Source organism: Emticicia oligotrophica DSM 17448, from assembly GCF_000263195.1.
GTDB lineage: Bacteria > Bacteroidota > Bacteroidia > Cytophagales > Spirosomataceae > Emticicia > Emticicia oligotrophica.
The window spans coordinates 4,363,197-4,380,837 of record NC_018748.1; the positions used below are offsets into that span (position 1 = coordinate 4,363,197).

At 33.6% G+C, this 17,641-nt stretch carries 17 protein-coding genes; 4 read left to right on the top strand and 13 right to left on the bottom strand.

The genetic code is table 11. The features are described 5' to 3' along the window. Positions 1–21 precede the first annotated feature (21 nt). Positions 22–1,113 carry a hypothetical protein gene (locus tag EMTOL_RS18095; protein WP_015030770.1) on the bottom strand — a complete coding sequence of 364 codons (1,092 nt, stop codon included), beginning with the start codon at positions 1,111–1,113 and terminating at the stop codon, positions 22–24. A gap of 35 nt (positions 1,114–1,148) precedes the next feature. Then, entirely contained in the window at positions 1,149–3,629 is a 2,481-nt protein-coding gene (locus EMTOL_RS18100; RefSeq protein ID WP_041694245.1) for a polysaccharide biosynthesis/export family protein, read from the bottom strand. 180 nt (positions 3,630–3,809) lie between these two features. On the opposite strand from EMTOL_RS18100, the gene EMTOL_RS18105 reads away from it, so the two are divergent. Beyond that, positions 3,810–5,696 (top strand): DNA topoisomerase IV subunit B, encoded by a 1,887-nt coding sequence (locus EMTOL_RS18105; RefSeq protein WP_015030772.1) that lies wholly within the window; start codon positions 3,810–3,812, stop codon positions 5,694–5,696. A gap of 403 nt (positions 5,697–6,099) precedes the next feature. Beyond that, on the top strand, positions 6,100–7,173 hold the full coding sequence (gene pheA, locus EMTOL_RS18110; protein WP_015030773.1) for a prephenate dehydratase: 1,074 nt from the start codon (positions 6,100–6,102) through the stop codon (positions 7,171–7,173). A gap of 102 nt (positions 7,174–7,275) precedes the next feature. Here the strand turns inward: pheA and EMTOL_RS18115 are convergent, their stop codons facing one another. The 10 genes from EMTOL_RS18115 to EMTOL_RS18160 form a co-directional block, all read right to left on the bottom strand. Then, the gene (locus tag EMTOL_RS18115; RefSeq protein WP_015030774.1) at positions 7,276–7,509 is read right to left on the bottom strand and encodes a CBU_0592 family membrane protein; all 234 of its coding nucleotides are present in this window, start codon (positions 7,507–7,509) and stop codon (positions 7,276–7,278) included. 36 nt (positions 7,510–7,545) lie between these two features. Further along, entirely contained in the window at positions 7,546–8,475 is a 930-nt protein-coding gene (locus EMTOL_RS18120) for a bifunctional riboflavin kinase/FAD synthetase (RefSeq protein WP_015030775.1), read from the bottom strand. Then, the gene (gene truB, locus EMTOL_RS18125; protein WP_015030776.1) at positions 8,472–9,170 is read right to left on the bottom strand and encodes a tRNA pseudouridine(55) synthase TruB; all 699 of its coding nucleotides are present in this window, start codon (positions 9,168–9,170) and stop codon (positions 8,472–8,474) included. Before truB ends, EMTOL_RS18120 begins: the two co-directional genes overlap by 4 nt. Next, positions 9,167–9,958: an undecaprenyl-diphosphate phosphatase gene (locus EMTOL_RS18130; RefSeq protein ID WP_015030777.1), complete on the bottom strand. Its 792-nt coding sequence runs from the start codon at positions 9,956–9,958 to the stop codon at positions 9,167–9,169. Before EMTOL_RS18130 ends, truB begins: the two co-directional genes overlap by 4 nt. A gap of 128 nt (positions 9,959–10,086) precedes the next feature. Further along, positions 10,087–10,317, bottom strand: a complete 231-nt coding sequence (locus EMTOL_RS18135) for a DUF3098 domain-containing protein (RefSeq protein WP_015030778.1) — start codon at positions 10,315–10,317, stop codon at positions 10,087–10,089. A gap of 28 nt (positions 10,318–10,345) precedes the next feature. Continuing rightward, entirely contained in the window at positions 10,346–11,227 is an 882-nt protein-coding gene (locus tag EMTOL_RS18140; protein ID WP_015030779.1) for a cell division protein FtsX, read from the bottom strand. A gap of 97 nt (positions 11,228–11,324) precedes the next feature. Continuing rightward, complete coding sequence (locus EMTOL_RS18145) at positions 11,325–12,167, bottom strand: lysophospholipid acyltransferase family protein (protein ID WP_015030780.1); 843 nt, start codon at positions 12,165–12,167, stop codon at positions 11,325–11,327. 182 nt (positions 12,168–12,349) lie between these two features. Continuing rightward, positions 12,350–12,952, bottom strand: a complete 603-nt coding sequence (locus EMTOL_RS18150) for a bifunctional nuclease family protein (protein WP_015030781.1) — start codon at positions 12,950–12,952, stop codon at positions 12,350–12,352. Positions 12,953–13,556: 604 nt separating this feature from the next. Then, positions 13,557–14,522 carry an electron transfer flavoprotein subunit alpha/FixB family protein gene (locus EMTOL_RS18155; protein WP_041693653.1) on the bottom strand — a complete coding sequence of 322 codons (966 nt, stop codon included), beginning with the start codon at positions 14,520–14,522 and terminating at the stop codon, positions 13,557–13,559. An 82-nt stretch (positions 14,523–14,604) separates the two neighbouring features. Next, positions 14,605–15,339 carry an electron transfer flavoprotein subunit beta/FixA family protein gene (locus tag EMTOL_RS18160; protein WP_015030783.1) on the bottom strand — a complete coding sequence of 245 codons (735 nt, stop codon included), beginning with the start codon at positions 15,337–15,339 and terminating at the stop codon, positions 14,605–14,607. A 185-nt stretch (positions 15,340–15,524) separates the two neighbouring features. Between EMTOL_RS18160 and EMTOL_RS18165 the strand changes: the two genes are divergently transcribed. Continuing rightward, positions 15,525–15,848 carry a hypothetical protein gene (locus EMTOL_RS18165; protein ID WP_015030784.1) on the top strand — a complete coding sequence of 108 codons (324 nt, stop codon included), beginning with the start codon at positions 15,525–15,527 and terminating at the stop codon, positions 15,846–15,848. 36 nt (positions 15,849–15,884) lie between these two features. Here the strand turns inward: EMTOL_RS18165 and EMTOL_RS18170 are convergent, their stop codons facing one another. After that, on the bottom strand, positions 15,885–16,271 hold the full coding sequence (locus EMTOL_RS18170; RefSeq protein ID WP_015030785.1) for a hypothetical protein: 387 nt from the start codon (positions 16,269–16,271) through the stop codon (positions 15,885–15,887). 281 nt (positions 16,272–16,552) lie between these two features. Between EMTOL_RS18170 and EMTOL_RS18175 the strand changes: the two genes are divergently transcribed. Then, a complete protein-coding gene (locus EMTOL_RS18175) occupies positions 16,553–17,623 on the top strand; it encodes an asparaginase (RefSeq protein WP_015030786.1) in 1,071 nt (356 codons plus the stop codon). Positions 17,624–17,641 lie beyond the last annotated feature (18 nt).

A 17,641-nucleotide genomic window follows, 5' to 3' on the forward strand; every position in this document is an offset into this window, starting at 1 on the left:
TTTATGAAACAATTTTGTTTGTTAACTCATCAATTCCAAGTACGTCCTTCTCATTATGATATATAAAAGGCAAAGAAAAAAACCAACAAATGCCCCTTTAAGTGTATTACCACCAACTGTGTAAGTACGCTGCAAGAGTGGAAGTCTAACAGGTTGTAATACCGTAAATAAAGGTGTTTGGTTAATTAATTGCATTTTTAATTGTTCTACCGCTGCTAATTGTTGGAAATACTGCGTTGATACGTAGTTGTTACTACGATTCAACTGCATAGTACGCATAGGTGCGTTAGGGTCAACTGCATTTTGGTTTTGAAATTGTGCCTGAGCCAATTGTCTATCCGTTGAACTTAATTTACCTTCCAACTCTCTTAGTCTAATCATTTGGATATCGTAGATATCACGAGTTTTTCTGGTGCGAACCTCTACATAAAATTCTTTTAAAGTTTCAAGCAAAGTCTCTAGCCAAACTTTAGTCAAGAATTCACTATTAGTAGTAGCCGAAAGAACCATAATCGAACCGTTTTTATCAAGTGGTTGTAGAGTCGTTTGAGCTTCTAATTTCTCATAAATGGTTGATAAGATGATATTTTCATCTTTCGTAAAATCATTTGGTGATTTTGGATTAAAGCGGTATTTGATAGCTTTATAGTTGGGTTCATGTAATAAATCTCCTCCCCATTCTTTCTTTGCAATATCACTGCTATCCTTATAGAAGTTGATGAAGAGAGTCTTTTTTCCACCAATCATTACTTCTTTCATCAAGGCCTTTTCATAAAGTGTTTTTGAAGTAATCAATAGACCAAAGTTGCCTCCACTAAATAAATCATTAGATGTAGTTCCTGCACCACCAAAACCGAAAGCACCTGCAAGACCACCTAATCCACCGAATGCAGCTTGTCCACTTCCTGATTCTAAGTTAAATTGAATTTCACCTGTGTATTCGGTATCTTTCAGTTCCTTTACATCTAATAATAAACTAAAGAAAGTACCAAGGGCGATGCTAATCAATAATAAACGCCATTCATTGCCAATTAGGATGAATAAATTGATTATTTTTTTTACAAAATCTTTAGTACTAATTTGTTCTTCTTGTATGGTTTGATATTCTGCCATTTTTCGATTTTCTGTTTTAAATTCCCACCAATCCTTTATTTAGTCAATTGGAAAATTGCTAAAACACTTACTAATGTTGTAATAGTACCAGCAATTGTTGCAAATAAACCTTGTACTTGGGCAATTTGTTGCTGTGCTGTAACCGTTTTTTGAGGGATAATTATTTCAGAGCCTGGTTCAACTTTTGGGTAAAGATTTACAAAAAGTACTCTTCTAGTTCTATCAACTGACCCATTTGCATATAAAATGTATGATTTACTTCTTAATGATTTTTTAGTAAATCCACCCGCATTTGAAATATAATTAATGAAATTTTTGCTATCTAAATATTTAACAGTTGTTGGGTAAAGTACTTCACCTTGTACGCGAACTGTTTCAAGTCTTTTGGGAATTCTAATTATATCACCATCTTGTAAAATCATATCCTCATCTGAGCCCGGATTTTGCATAATTTTCGTCAAATTAATGCCAATTGAAGATACAGTGGTTGCATTAACATCTTCAACTTGTACGGCTTGATTACCTTTAACACTATTAGTAATTTCAGTAATGGCTTTTCTACGTTGAGCGAGTTCAATTTCGCTCAGTTGTATTTGTCTTACCAATGTTGCTCCTTCAAGATATGCTTGTGGACTTAGGCCACCTGCACGTTCAATTAAATCAGAAATTTTCTCAGTTTTACTTTTGATACCATAAGTTGCTGGATAAATTACTTCTCCTTGAATTTCTACAAATGTTTGTTTGATATAATTTGGAGAACGACGAATAAAAATTTCATCAAAAGGATACAATACAAATTTGTTTCCAGTTTGGTCAACTTTTAAATCCGAGCTAATACTAAATGTATAGGTATCGGAAATTTGTGCATTAGCAGAGGTTGGGTCAACATTTCTCTTTCTACGAACAACTTCCACTCTTGCCAATGAAGCGGCTTCAGAAAGACCACCAGCTTTTACAATGACGTCCTCAATAGTCATGTTTCTAAGGAATGGCATTTCGATTCCATCTTCTGCAATTGGATTATTTAATGCACCTTGAATACGTACGTAGGCTGGCTCAGTTAAATCAAAAATAGATGGAATAGTAATAATATCTTCTCGTTTGAGAGCTATATCAGATGCTTTTCCTTTAATGATATCATCATAGTTTACTGAAATATTTTCAATAATCATATCATCTCTTGTGCGAATTACAGTAATTCTTCCGGTCAGTGCTTCACCTTTTAACCCTTCAGCTGATTTTATTAGCTGGGTAAGCGTTGGGCTTGATTCTAAAGAATATTCACCCGGACGGAAGATAGCACCATTTACCGCCACCATGTTTTCAAATCTCTCCAAAACTCTTTCAATCACAACTGAATCGCCACTTTGCATACTGAAAGTGTTAAATTCTGACTCCATGACATCCAAAATCTTCCTCTCACGTGGCGTGTTTCTGTAAACTTTTAATCTATGACGATAGGCATAAGGTGCAAAGCCCCCTGCATATTCAATCAAGTTAGTAAGTTTCTCTTCTGGTAAAAGTTCAAATAAACCCTCTCTTTTCGTATTTCCTTTTACTGCAATTCTGGTTGAGTAAGGTAATACTTGAATAATATCTTGGTCTTGTAAAATGATATTTGATTTAGAGAAACCACTCATCAATAACTCGTAAATATCAAATGTTGAGATTATGCGGTTATTTCTAATCACATTAATTTTGCGGTAAGTACCTACTTCATTCGGTCCACCACAAGCATATAAAGCATTTTGAACAGTTGATAATGAAGAAAGTGTGTAAGTGCCTGGTGCTATAACTTCACCCGTAACTGTAACTTTGATACTTCTTATATTTCCAAGGGAAACATTCAAGAAAGTATTTGCAGGATATCCTGAATATGGGTTGAGACCAATAAATATTTTTGATAATCTACTTCTAATTCTTTCTTTGGCTTGTTCAATAGTTGAGCCTGCTACGTAGATTAAGCCCACTTTTTCAATTGTAATATATCCATCTGCGGTGATGATAGGTTTATACATTACTTGAGAATAGCCATAAACATCAATTAATAATTGGTCATTTGGACCTAACACATAATTGCTTGGAGTTGCGATATTAATAGCTGGGGTAGGGTCAAATTTAACAGTATTAAATAGATTATAGCCAAAGATTCTTCTTCTCAAGGTTGCTTTGGCAGCATCTTGTTCAGCTTCTTGCTCTCTAATTAATCTTAACGAATCTTCTTTATTTACAGCTCTTTGATCGGCTTGATTTAATTGAACATTTCTTACTGCATTTGGGTCATTTGTTTGTAACACTCTATTTTTAGCAGGTAAGGGCATATTTGCCGTTTGTTGTGCAGGAACACCATTATTTGTTTGGTTGGCAGCCGGAATATTCGCTGGTAGTGTTGTGGGAATGGCTGTTGGGCCAGTAGGGGTAGCAACAGGATTTTGTGCAAAAGATTTGCTAAATATCAGTATAAAAAGCGTAAATTTGAAAAAAAAATGCTGAAAACTGTTCTTGCTTAATTTCATATCAATAACGTTATTTGTCAAATGACTACCTCTTTTGTTATTTCTTTTAACGAAAAAGTTATGCAAAGTAACACAAGATTTTTTATTTTGTTGTTGTTTCATGTTAAGTATGTGTTAAAAAGAACTTTGATTTACAAAGTAAGTGATATTTCACCAAACTACAAAATATTCTAAGAAAAAATGGCTGAGATTAAAGAAGCAACTTATAATGAAGACAGTATTCGTTCGCTAGACTGGAAAGAACATATACGTTTACGCCCCGGTATGTATATCGGTAAATTGGGCGATGGTTCGGCGGCTGATGATGGAGTTTATGTTTTGCTTAAAGAAGTAATTGATAATTGCATTGATGAATATGCAATGGGTTATGGAAAATCAATTGAGATTAAACTTGATGAAGGCAAAGTTGAAGTACGTGATTATGGTCGAGGTATTCCGCTCGGAAAAGTTGTTGATGTAGTTTCGAAAATAAATACTGGAGCTAAATACGATAGTAAAGCTTTTCAAAAAGCAGTTGGATTGAATGGGGTAGGAACGAAAGCAGTAAACGCTTTATCTCACTATTTTAAAGTTCAAGCTTATCGAGATGGTAAAACCAAATGGGCAGAGTTTAATAAAGGAGAATTAACCGCCGAATCTGAAATTATTGATTCTGATTTGAAAAATGGAACTCATGTAATCTTTGAACCTGATAGTACGGTTTTTAAAAATTACCATTATATTCCTCAATTTGTTGAGGCAATGATTTGGAACTATTGTTATTTGAATGCTGGATTAACTATAAGTTTCAATAAACAGAAGTATATTTCCCAAAATGGGCTTCTTGACTTACTCAGAAGAAAAACGGATGAAGAATCGTTACGTTACCCAATTATTCATTTGAAAGGTGAAGATATTGAAGTAGCTATTTCTCATGGTAATCAATATGGAGAAGAGTATTACTCCTTCGTTAATGGTCAAAATACAACCCAAGGTGGTACTCACTTATCAGCTTTTAAGGAAGCGATTGTTCGTACAATTCGTGAACATTATAATAAGGATTATTCACCAGAAGATGTTCGACAATCAATCATAGCAGCTATTTCAGTTCGTGTACAAGAACCAGTTTTTGAATCTCAGACAAAAACTAAACTTGGCTCGGCAACTATTTCTCCTGAACCCAATTCGCCTACATTGAGAACCTTCGTAAGTGATTTCCTCAAAGAAAAGTTGGATAATTATTTACACATGAATTTGGCTGTTAAAGAGGCTTTAAAAAAGCGTATCGAACAGTCGGAGAGGGAAAGAAAAGAGTTAGCAGGGGTTAGGAAATTAGCAAATGAGCGGGCAAAAAAAGCAAACTTGCATAACAAAAAATTGAGAGATTGTCGTTTTCATTTAGATGATGAGAAAAATGAAAAAAGATTTGATACGATGATGTTCATCACTGAAGGAGATTCTGCAAGCGGTTCAATAACAAAAGCCCGTAATCCAGAATTGCAAGCAGTTTTTAGTTTGCGAGGAAAGCCATTAAATAGTTTTGGTCTAACTAAAAAGATTGTTTACGAAAATGAAGAATTTAATCTACTTCAACACGCTTTAAATATCGAAAACGGTTTAGATGATTTACGCTATCAAAAAATTATTATAGCCACCGATGCTGATGTTGATGGAATGCATATTAGGCTTTTACTTTTGACTTTCTTCCTTCAATTTTTCCCTGATTTAGTTCGAGAAGGGCATCTTTATATTCTTGAAACTCCATTATTTAGAGTAAGAAATAAAAAGGAAACAATTTATTGTTATTCAGATGAAGAACGACAGAAGGCAATCAGTAAGTTATCGCCTAAACCTGAAATTACACGCTTCAAAGGGCTTGGAGAAATTTCACCTGATGAATTTGAAGGGTTTATTGGTGAAAATATTCGCCTAGAACCTGTTATTCTCGAAAAAGAATCTTCAATTCCAAAGATTTTGAGTTATTACATGGGTAAAAATACGCCAGAACGCCAGAAATTTATCATCGAAAATCTAAGAATAGAAAAGGATGAAATAGATGAAACATTGGCAGAAATATTAGAAATATAATTTGGAATTTCATAAATTTAATCGGCCTATCAACCCAAAGTTGATAGGCCGATTGGTTTATGAACTTATGAAAATGCTCATTTAATTAGTTTTTATTGGTTTATAATATTGGATTATCTAACTTTAATAAATCCTATATCAAACATATTAACCTTTTATTACTATTTGTCCTCCATTTTTTTTAATCTATTCTTTATGAAAAGTAAGAGTTCGCCAAAGTAGTGTAGGAGGTCTAAATTTTTTACAATTAAGTACAAAATTTAGTGGTTTTATGGTTTATTAATTAGAAAAGAAATTTGCCACTTACTTAATCTAGCACTTTATGTTGTTTTATTTTAAGGAAATTGCGTGTTTTTAATTAAATTGCGGGTGAATTAATTTACAACCAACCTCTGAAATAAAAGTGACTCTCGAAGACGTAAGAAAAGATATTGATAAAATTGACGACCAATTATTGGTGCTTCTCAACCAAAGAATGAATCTCGTACATAAAGTAGGAGAGATTAAACGTTCAACAAAGGCCATTATTTATCGACCCGAGCGTGAGAAGCAAATTTTAGACAGAATGAATGCTCAAAACGATGGCCCCTTGAATAAAGAGGCAATTGAAGCTATTTATTTAGAAATTTTTGCTGCTGCTAGAAATATAGAATTGCCCGAAAGAGTTGCTTATCTTGGTCCAGAAGGTAGTTTTACACATCAAGCTGCCGAAAGTAGATTTGGGGCCATGAGTGAGTACATGACCTTGCCTACAATCAAGTCTGTTTTTGAAGCGGTTGATACAGGTCGTGCCAAATTCGGAGTAATTCCAATTGAGAATAATCAAGAAGGTATTGTATATGAGACAGTAGATTTACTCAATGAAATGAATGTAAATATTGCTGCTGAATTGAAAATTCCAGTTCATTTTGCATTAGCTACTGAAGCTGAAAATCCTTCGAAAATCAAGCGTATTTATTCAAAAGATATTGCTTTTCGTCAGTGTAGAGGCTTTTTAAATAAGTATTTTGAACAGACTCATCCTGAAGAAATTCAAGTTGAATCTACTTCAAAAGCTGCAAAATTAGCAGCCGAAGACCCTGAGAGTGCCGCTATTTGCTCTGAAATAGCAGCAAAGCTTTTTGCATTGCCTGTATTATTTAATAATATTGAAGATAATAGCCAGAATAGAACTCGTTTCTTTATTTTGGCCAAAAACTTTGTCAATGCTAAGAGTGAAAATGATAAAACGACAATTATAGCAAGATTACCTGATACTGATAAACCAGGTGTTTTGGCCAACTTTCTTCAAGACTTCAAAAAGTCAGGAATCAACTTAACAAAAATTGAAAGCCGCCCATACAAAGGAGATGAAGATTTTAATTTTTGGTTTTTTATTGAATTAGAAGGTTTTTATCAAGATGAAAATGTAGAAAAAGTCTTCAAAAAATACAAAAATGCAATTAAATGGTTGGGTAGTTATGTAAGAAACACCTAATAATTAATAAAAATGGGAAGATGAAATTTCATCTTCCCATTTTTATTATAGATTTTATCAGTAAAAACTATTGTGAGTATTTATTTATCATTCTCTAATTACTCATTTCTTTCGAAAAATTGCCGCAAGAGCAATAATAACCCAAACTATATTTACTGCTACAGAGGGGTAAGCATTATGAGCGTAAGTATTGATAATAAAGCATATTCCGCCGATTAAATTGGCTAGTATGTAGCGTATATCTTTCGCATCGAGTTTGCCTTGAATGTTAAAAAAATAAGAGCCTACAATAAGTACCGAGCCTATCCATCCGATTATTTCAATTATTAAAGACATTCAGTTATGTTGTTGTTGGTAATATTTATGATTAATTCAAGAGCCTAAAATAACTTTAGATTTTTCTCTGTCGGCCAGAATTTGGGATTTTAATTCATCTAAACCATTGAATTTTTGTTCAGGTCTGATATAGTCAATTATTTCTACAGTTACCGTTTCACCATAGATATCATCATCAAAATCGAAAATATTTACTTCTTGAGTTCGTCCAATTCCTTCAACAGTTGGTCGATTTCCAATGTTCATCATACCTTCATGCCATTGATTTCTAAAAAAAGTTCGTACGGCATAAACACCATTTGAAGGTATTAATTTATAATATTCAGAAACCTGCACATTGGCTGTTGGAAATCCAATTGTTCGTCCTAATTGTCTTCCTTTAACAACTATTCCAGTAAAACTATAATTTCGACCTAATAGGTCATTGGCAGATTTTACTTCGCCGTTTAGCAAAGATTGACGAATTTTTGTGGAACTAATTGTAAGGTTATCAATTTCTTGACGAGGGATTTCTTCAATTTCAATATGAAAAAAATCTGAATTTGCTTTTAGATAGTCGAATCCACCTTCACGATTTCTTCCAAATCTATGGTCATATCCAATAACAAGTTTTTGAGTACCAATTCTTTTTAGAAGAATCTCTTTTACATATTCTTCCGAACTCAATTCTGAAAATTCACGAGTAAATGGAATCATTAGTAGATGCTCAACTCCTTGATTTTCGAGTAGTTCTATTTTTTCATCTATTGTTGTAAGCAGTTTTAAATCTTGGCTATCCTTTGAAACAACGATTCTTGGATGAGGCCAAAAAGTAATCACTACCGATTCTCCTTTTGTCTTTTCGGCGGTTTCTCTTAGAATTTGTAAAATTTTCTGATGTCCACGGTGCACACCATCAAAAGTACCACTGGTTACAATGGCTTTTTTTAATGGTTCAAAATCTGCTAAATTATAATATACTTTCACTGTTGTTTGTTCAAATTTTCGATTTTACTGAGTTTTTCGGGCAAACTTTCTAAGAACTGCTCAATTGTAAGTGAATTTTCAATCTTAAACTCGCCAATACGAGTTCTTCTAAGTGAACTCATGTAAGCCCCTGATTGAAGTAGTTTTCCGAAATCTCTTACTAAACTTCTAATATATGTACCTTTCGAACACACAATTCTAAAAGAAATTTCAGGAAAATTGGTAGAATCTACTTCAAACTCCTTGATTTCTACTTGTCGGGGTTTAATAATGACTTCCTGCCCTTTTCGTGCTGATTCATAGGCTCTTTTACCATCAATTTTAATTGCCGAATGAGCAGGCGGAATTTGTTCAATATTACCAGAAAGTTGTTTTACAACCTCGTTTATAGTTTTGCTATTAATGTGTTCTATTGGGTATTCTGCATCAAACTCAGTTTCTAAGTCAATAGATGGCGTTGTTTTTCCCAATACTAAAGTTCCTGTATATTCTTTCTCTTGTGCCTGAAAAGTATCAATTTGCTTGGTCATTTTTCCGGTACACAAAATGAGTAAGCCAGTTGCTAATGGATCGAGAGTTCCTGCATGACCAACCTTTTTATATTTACCAGCCCACCTTACCTTATTCACAACATCGAATGATGTCCATTTCAAAGGTTTATCAATCAAAATTACTTCATTTCTTTCGTCTGTCATATTACATGTAAATCATAACCAGCGGCTAAAAGGCCTAAAATAATTAATCCTACAATGATTCTATAATAACCAAATACTTTAAAACCATACTTTTGTAAGTAGCTGATAAAGAATCTAATAGCAATCATTGCTACAATAAATGCTACAATATTTCCAACCAATAAAAGTTGTATTTCATTTTCTGAAAATGAAAGTGTACCTGTTTTAAATCCCTTTAATAATTTGTAAGCGGATGCCGCAAACATTGTTGGTACAGCCAAAAAGAACGAAAATTCGGCAGAATCTTTTCTTGAAAGGCCTTGAAACATTCCCCCAATGATTGTTGCGGCTGAGCGAGAAACTCCAGGAATCATCGCGATACATTGAAATAAACCAATCTGTACTGCTTCAATGTAGGTAATATTTTCTTTGCTTGCTCTTTTTTCAAAAAATTTATCAATGAAAAGTAGAATGACTCCACCTAATACTAACATGATAGCTACAACCGCAACACTTTCGAGTAGTTGGTCAATGAAATCATTGAGAATAAATCCAATAATTGCTGCAGGAATAAATGCTGCCAATAATTTTTTATAAAATTCAAATGATTGAAAAAAACGTTTCCAATACAACACTACCACGGAGAGAATGGCACCAAACTGAATATTAACCTCGAATGCTTTTGTAAAATCAAGCTCACTTATACCCATCAATGATGAGCCAATAATCATGTGTCCAGTTGAGCTTATTGGAAGATACTCCGTAATACCTTCGATGATAGCAAGAATTATTGCTTCGATAAAATTCATGGTTGATTAAAGTTTAGAGGGTAAAAAAATGCGAAAACTGATAGTATGAAGTTTAACCATTGGTTTCGATTGACCATCTAGATAAACTTTTGACTACCAGTTCTTTAGATAAGATTATTTATTTTTATTTATTTCTTTTTGAAAATTGTTAAAAATTGGAATAAGAACCCAACAAATGCTATGGCTGGTCCAAGCGTTATTCCGAGGAAACCGAATCCAAATTCTTCTTTATCGAGAGTCATAATAAAAAAACCAATAATCAATAAAGCAATTCCAATTAGCATAAATGTATAATTCCCTTTTCCAAATGGAAGTGCGTTTTGTTCGTTATTCTCAGAATTGTTTGTAGTATTTTTCATTTTCTTATTTTGTTTCTTTACTAATATGTTAATATAAATCTTCTAAATCAGTACGCAAATAACGATACATAGATTGGAATGTACTTAATAAGCCAATTAAAATGCCCAATAAAATTACAAACCCACAAAGGATAGCTAGTTTGTAAAAGCTTTGTAGTACAACTAAATTTTCGATTTCTCTGATAGCAATTTGCTCGACTAAAATTAATAACCCACAGGCCAATATCCCAGAAATTAAACCTTGGATTAAGCCACGGCCTAAGAAGGGTTTTTGTATGAACCAATCGGTTGCACCAACTAACTGCATACTTCTGATGATAAATCTTTGGGAATATAGGGCTAATCTAATGGTGTTATTGATAAGTAGAACAATAGCAATTAGTAGTACTGATACAATGGAAGCGATAATTAGGTAAGCCTTATTGGCATTTTTATTAATGCTATCTACAAAATCTTTGGCATAATCTGCTTCAAAAATGCCCGGTATTTGTTCGAGGTCAGCTTTAATTTTTGCTAATTCGTTTTCGTTAAAGTATTCCTCTTTAATTTTTAAACTATAAGCATCTCGATATGGATTTTCGCCTAATATAGATTTGTAATCTTCTTTTGTTTCTTTTAAAACTTTTTCGGCTGCACTTTCCTTTGAAATAAACGTTATTTGAGGAGTTTGTTCAGAGTATGCCAAGTATGGTTTTTTTGAAATAAAGTATTTTACTGAATCTTTTTGTGTTTGTGTTAAAGACTTATCAAGGTAAACTTGTACTTCAATATTTTGCTTAATATACAATACCAACTGCTTTGAAGTTAGAGCAATCCAGCCACTGAATGCAATTAAAAATAATGCGGCTGTTAGGCTAATTATAATAAGCATACTTGGATAACTCCCTAATTTTCGATTATTTTTTTGCATAGTTAATCAGACTCGTTTTTATACTTGTCTGCAAAGATAAGCGATGTTGTATAAAATATGCAGAATTTAATGATTTTTAACAGCCCTTTCACAAAACTTATACGGCTTCACTTTTCCAGCGAGCTATTCGTTCAGGCATATTCTGTTCAATGATATTTTTTACAACTTCTGTAATTTCTTCAACTGTTGCATCTGGTGAGAAGTGAATTGGCTCTTTAAATTTAACCTTTAGTTCGGTATTTCTTTTCTTATAACTAAGCCCTGATTTATTAAATGCTCTTCTAAAGCCATCAATTACTACCGGTACAACAATTGGATTGTTATCTTTAATAATGTGTGCCGTACCTTTTCTGATAGGAGCGTATGGGCTGGTAGTACCTTGTGGAAAACTTACAACCCACCCAAATTTTAAACCTTTTGCAACATTTTCTCCAGCTGAGGTATCTAAAGTTCGTTTTACATTTTCTCCTTTAGCTCTCCAAGAGCGTTCAACTAAAATTGCTCCTGCTAAACTGAAAATCTTTGGAAGGAAACCATCTTTCATGGTTTCGCTAGCGGCTACATAAAAAGTTCTGGCTCTTGGGGCAAATAAGGCGATTGGAAGTACTCTGTTTCTAAAACCCCATTTAACTGAGCAGAAAATATGATAAAATGTTATTACATCTGCGAAATATGTTTGGTGGTTTGAGATGAAATAAACGTTTTGATTGGGGAGTTTTTCTAAGTATTCAGCACCCTCCACTTTTAATTGATTGGCAACGGCAATACGCCAATAAGTTGGTATTCCTGCAACAAGTATAATGATTCGCTTTAATATTAGCCAATTACCAAAGGGGTCACGCTCAAAAATGCCAAAAATATCAATGTACGACACATACCGAAAAAAAGGATTTGGGTCGTTGTTGGGAATTGGTAAAAAATTTTTCAGTACACTAATCATCCTCTAGTAATTTACTTTTATTGGTTTAGGTAGTTCGTTTGCAGATGTTAAGTTATACAAAAAATCTTACTTTTTCATTATTATCAACAAAAAAGATGTAATATTCTTTGAAAATATATAAAAAAAGCGTCAATTTCAATTGAAACTAACGCTTTTTGAATTATATAGATTGTAGGAAATAATTAGTTTCTTTTGCTAATTTCATCTCTGATTTTAGCCGCTTTTTCATATTCTTCTTGAGCTAATGCATCTTCAAGCATTTTATTTAACTCATCTAATGTGAAATCTTTTAAGCCACTTTTTACTTGTTTTTGAGGACGTGTTTTTGAAGGTTCTACCAACTCTTCCGCTTCTTGTTCATCTGCATCAGATGCTTCCGTTGTGGTGATTCCTGCTTCTGAAAGTATTTGATTAGTTGTATAAATTGGAACCTGGAATCTTAGACCAATGGCAATTGCATCCGATGGACGTGCATCAACTGTTTTTTGTCTTATACCGTCAGTACAAACAATTTTCGCAAAGAAGATACCTTCTCTAAGGTCTGAAATTAAGATTTCTTCTACTGTAAAATCGAATGCTCGGGCAAAAGATTTGAATAAGTCGTGTGTCATTGGTCGATTTGGAGTAATATGCTCCATTTCAATTGCGATTGCTTGAGCTTCAAACATTCCAATGATAATTGGTAATCGGCGATTTCCATTTTCTTCCGATAATACCAAAGCAAACGAGCCAGTTTGAGATTGACTCGGCGATAGTCCTAATATTTCGAGTTTTATTTTTTCCACGGTGCAAATATAAATAAAACTTAGCTTTTTAGTAGTTTAAAATTTTGTTTTTAAGTATATGAAATAATAAACTAAAATCTGTTCAATTAGTTTCAATTAAAATTACTATTCCTTTTGAATCAAATTAAACACGTTTAGTTTTTCAACACAATAAATTATAGAAATTTTAAAAGAGTGGGAGAGAACAAAAATTTACAAAAAAGAATACTCTAATGCTATGCCAGAAGCTGGGAATGCTCTTAAACCAAAGCCTGAAATGCTTTCTTTCACGAAGCAAATGCTGATGCAAATTATAGATTGGTTTCGGCGGCAACTGGAGAAATAAGTCCTTTGGTTTTGGAGAATGAAAAAAAACAACTCAAAAATCTAAAGAGAACAAAACGAAGTTAGTTATGGCTGGATATGACTTTGTCATTAAAAAGTAAAGAAATAAATGAAACTGTAAAATTATTTGGTAGATTCAAAATGACTAATAGAATGGCTCTTGCAAATGCTTTGAACACCAAACCCATCACAGTGGAACTGTCTATATTGGATTAGAAGTAGCTAAATATCCACAAGAAAAACAAAAAAGAGCGGTCTTTTAACCGCTCTTTTATTAAGATTATTTTGAAGCTAATACTGCTTTAGTCAATTTTGGTAAAACTTCAAAAACATCACCAACAATTCCATAGTCGGCGGCCTTGAAGAATGGAGCTTCTGGGTCTTTATTGATTACTACAATAACTTTTGATGAATTAACCCCAGCTAAATGTTGAATTGCTCCCGAAATGCCACAAGCAATATATAAGTTTGGAGAAACTTTCACACCTGTTTGTCCAACATGTTCGTGGTGAGGTCTCCAATCAAGGTCAGAAACTGGTTTCGAACAAGCGGTTGCGGCACCCAAAGCATCTGCCAAATCTAATAAAGGCTGCCATTGGTCTGGACCTTTCATTCCTCGTCCTCCTGAAACAACTAAGTCGGCTTCTGGTAAAGAAATAGTTCCTGTAGCCTTAATTGTTTCTGTAACTTTGGCTGTAAAAAGGTTATCAGACAATGCTGGTGATATGCTTTCAACCGTTGCACTATTGCTGCTTTCGGTCGGAGCGACAACATTTTTCTTGATAGCCAAAATCTTCACATCCCCATTTACATTTACATCAGCAAATGCTTTTCCTGTAAAAATACTAACTCTCACTTTAAAGCCATTGCTCAGGTCTGGTAATTCAGTAACATTTCCTACAACAGCCGCTTTTAAAGCACCAGCAGCTCGTGCAGTTACGGCATCAGCAAAAGATGATTTAGCCGCTATTACAATTTTTGTTCCCGTACTTTTCACAGTTTCGGCCAAAACACTTGCGTAGGCCATGCTATTTGGGTTAGATAATTTTGCATCATTGGCGTGTAAAACTTTGCTTGCTCCGTAATTTCCTGCTTTGGCTAGTTCAGCAGCATCAGCAGTACCGATTGCAAGTGCAGTAGCTGTTGTTCCCATCATTTCAGCTACTTTTGAACCGTAATAAACGGCTTCAAGTGATGATTTTTTGATTGCTCCATCGGCAATCTCAGTGAATATGAGTATCATTATAGTTCTAAGTTTTGAGTTCTGAGTTCTGAGTGAAAGTTTGAGTCAAAAACTCAGAACTTTAAACTCAGAACTCAGAACTAATTTATAATACTTTAGCTTCCGTTCTTAGTAAGTCGATTAATTTTTCAGCTTCTTCCGCAGGAATCATTTTACATGCACCTTTTGGAGCTGGTAAACTATATTTTTCAGTATTTGTCAGTGCTGCACCAGCCGCTGGAATTACTTTTAGTGGTTTTGTACGGGCTGTCATGATACCTCTCATGTTTGGAATTTTCCATTCTGCAATTGGTTCTTGACATCCTAAAACTAATGGTAATGAAGCAGTCAGTTTTTCTTTGCCACCCTCAATTTCACGTGTTATACTCGCTTCTGAACCATTGATATCTAATTGCATTACTGGTGAGAACGAGGCAATTCCAAGCATTTCACCAACAATACCATGTACAACACCCGAGTTGTAATCGCTACTTTCACGACCCATCAATACCAAATCATAAGCACCTTCTTTCGCAACTGCTGCAATTTGTTCTGCAACAAAATAAGAATCAGTTGGTTCAACATCAACTCTTATTGCATCATCAGCACCAATAGCCAAAGCTTTTCTAATTTGTGGTTCGGCATCTGCTCCACCAACATTTAACACAGTAATACTTCCACCTTGTTGTTCTTTTAGTTCAACTGCACGGGCTAAAGCATAATCATCGTAAGGCCCGATGATGTAAGTTACACCAGCTTTGTTTAGCTTTGTGTCGTTTTCTGTAAATGAAATTTTTGAGGTTGTGTCGGGTACGCTCGAAATACAAACTAATATTTTCATAATTTTAGGCTCCCAACCCCTAAAGGGAGATTTTATTTATTGTATGCTTTTAGGGGTGCTGAAAAGCATATTTATATAATTATCTGAAAATCAATGCACTTGAAAACATTTTATTATTTATAAAAATAAGTAAATAATAGTATGCGTGCATAACATTATGCAAATCTAAATTAAAGTAATATTCAATGCAAGAAGAACGCTTAAAAATTTTATTAAAGTATTTAGAAGAGGAGCCGAACGAGCCTTTTAACATTTATGCCATTGCAATGGAATATATCAATCGGGACATTCAAAAGGCTAAGTATTACCTTGAGATTTTATTAAACGAGCATCCAGATTATATCCCAACCTATTATCATGCAGCGGCGGTATATGTTGAATTGGAAGATTATATAAAAGCCGAACAAACTTATTTGTTAGGCATAGAAAAAGCTCATCAACAGCAATCAAAGAAAGCCTATGATGAGCTCAAAAGGGCATACAGAATGTTTCTTGATGAAATGGATTGACGTTATTGTGTTTATTCAGTATTGTTCAAGAATTTATTAGTAATACAACTCGTTTGCTTCTTCGGTTTTGTTTTTACCAAATAAGGCACGAAATGTATTAGTCATATAAAGCATATCTAATACTTTACTTTTTGCCTGACGCATGATATATGTATGGTTGTTGTTTCTGATTTGTTCATCAAAATGATTGAGTACTAAAGCCATACAATCTTGATTATCAGTAAAGTCATCAATGATATACATTAAGAAACGATTTTCAAGTTGTGAGTCTGAAAAGTAGAATGCTACGTGTAGGTCTTGCCCAACTAGGAAGGTAGCAGTTTTATTTGTATCAAAGGATTTGAACATTTCACCATGGTCAACTAAGCAATCAATAATTGCTACATCATCACTAACAATGCGTAAGGTTGGCTGGATATTCATAACTATATTTTTTTTAAATTTTCCGAATAATATTTTGTTCTTGTATCAAACATAACGAAAAAATCTAAAAAAAATTCAATATAGTTTAAGTATTTCTTGGAATAGTATAATTTTTAAAATTTAAAAAGTAGAAAATTTGGTTTAAAAATTGAGTATAAGTACTTATAAAAGATTTGATTATTCAAAAACAGCTTTAGATTTTACTTGATTTCAGGAAAAAAATATTGTTTTTGTAAAAACAGCCTATTTTGACACGCAAATTTTTTTTCAAAAAAAATATTATGAGCTACAAAACTTCTAAAATTATCACTTCATCAGATAAAAAAAAACGTTCTGCTTCTGTACTTATGATTTACACTGGTGGTACTTTGGGAATGGTTTATGATACAAAATCAAAGTCATTAGTCCCTTTCGATTTTGACCAAATTTTGGTAAATGTACCAGAACTCCAACGTCTAGAATTTGAATTAACGATTCTTACATTACCAAAGCCCATTGATTCGTCTAATATCAAGCCTTCTACTTGGATAGAATTAGCTAAAATTATAAAAGATAAGTTCGAAGAATTTGATGCATTTGTTATTCTACACGGAACAGATACAATGGCCTACACTGCTTCAGCATTAAGTTTTTTGTTAGAAAACCTTTCAAAACCAGTTATTCTCACGGGTGCACAATTACCAATTGGAATTGCTCGCACTGATGCACGTGAAAATTTAATTACAGCCTTAGAAATTGCTTCGGCACAAATAAATGGTCGTCCAGTAATACCAGAAGTTGCAATTTATTTCAACTCATATTTATTGCGTGGAAACCGAGCAAAGAAGAAAGAGAGTAGTCAGTTTAATGCTTTTCGTTCCGAAAATTATCCTTCGTTAGCTGAGGCTGGTGTTACAATTGATTTCAATTTTCCATTTATTATGCCATTTAGACCAGATTTACCACTGGTTGTTCATGAAAAATTGGAAGAACATGTGATGATTCTTAAGTTATTTCCAGGAATAAATAGGGCAATGGTTCATAATTTATTAACAACCGAAGGTTTAAGGGGAGTAGTTTTAGAAACATATGGTGCAGGAAATGCCCCATCAGATGAGTGGTTTTTAGAGGAACTTTACGAAGCAACTAAAAGAGGAATTGTAATTGTAAATGTTTCTCAATGTGATGGGGGCAGAGTTCTACAAGGACACTACCAAACCAGTTCAAAATTGAAATCTATCGGCATTATTAGTGGGTCTGATATTACAACCGAGGCTGCCATTACAAAGCTAATGTTTTTATTGAGTCAAGAATCTGAACCAGAGCGTGTAAAATATAGAATGGAGAATGCAATTTGTGGAGAAATGAGCTGATGGTTCTGATAAAATTAA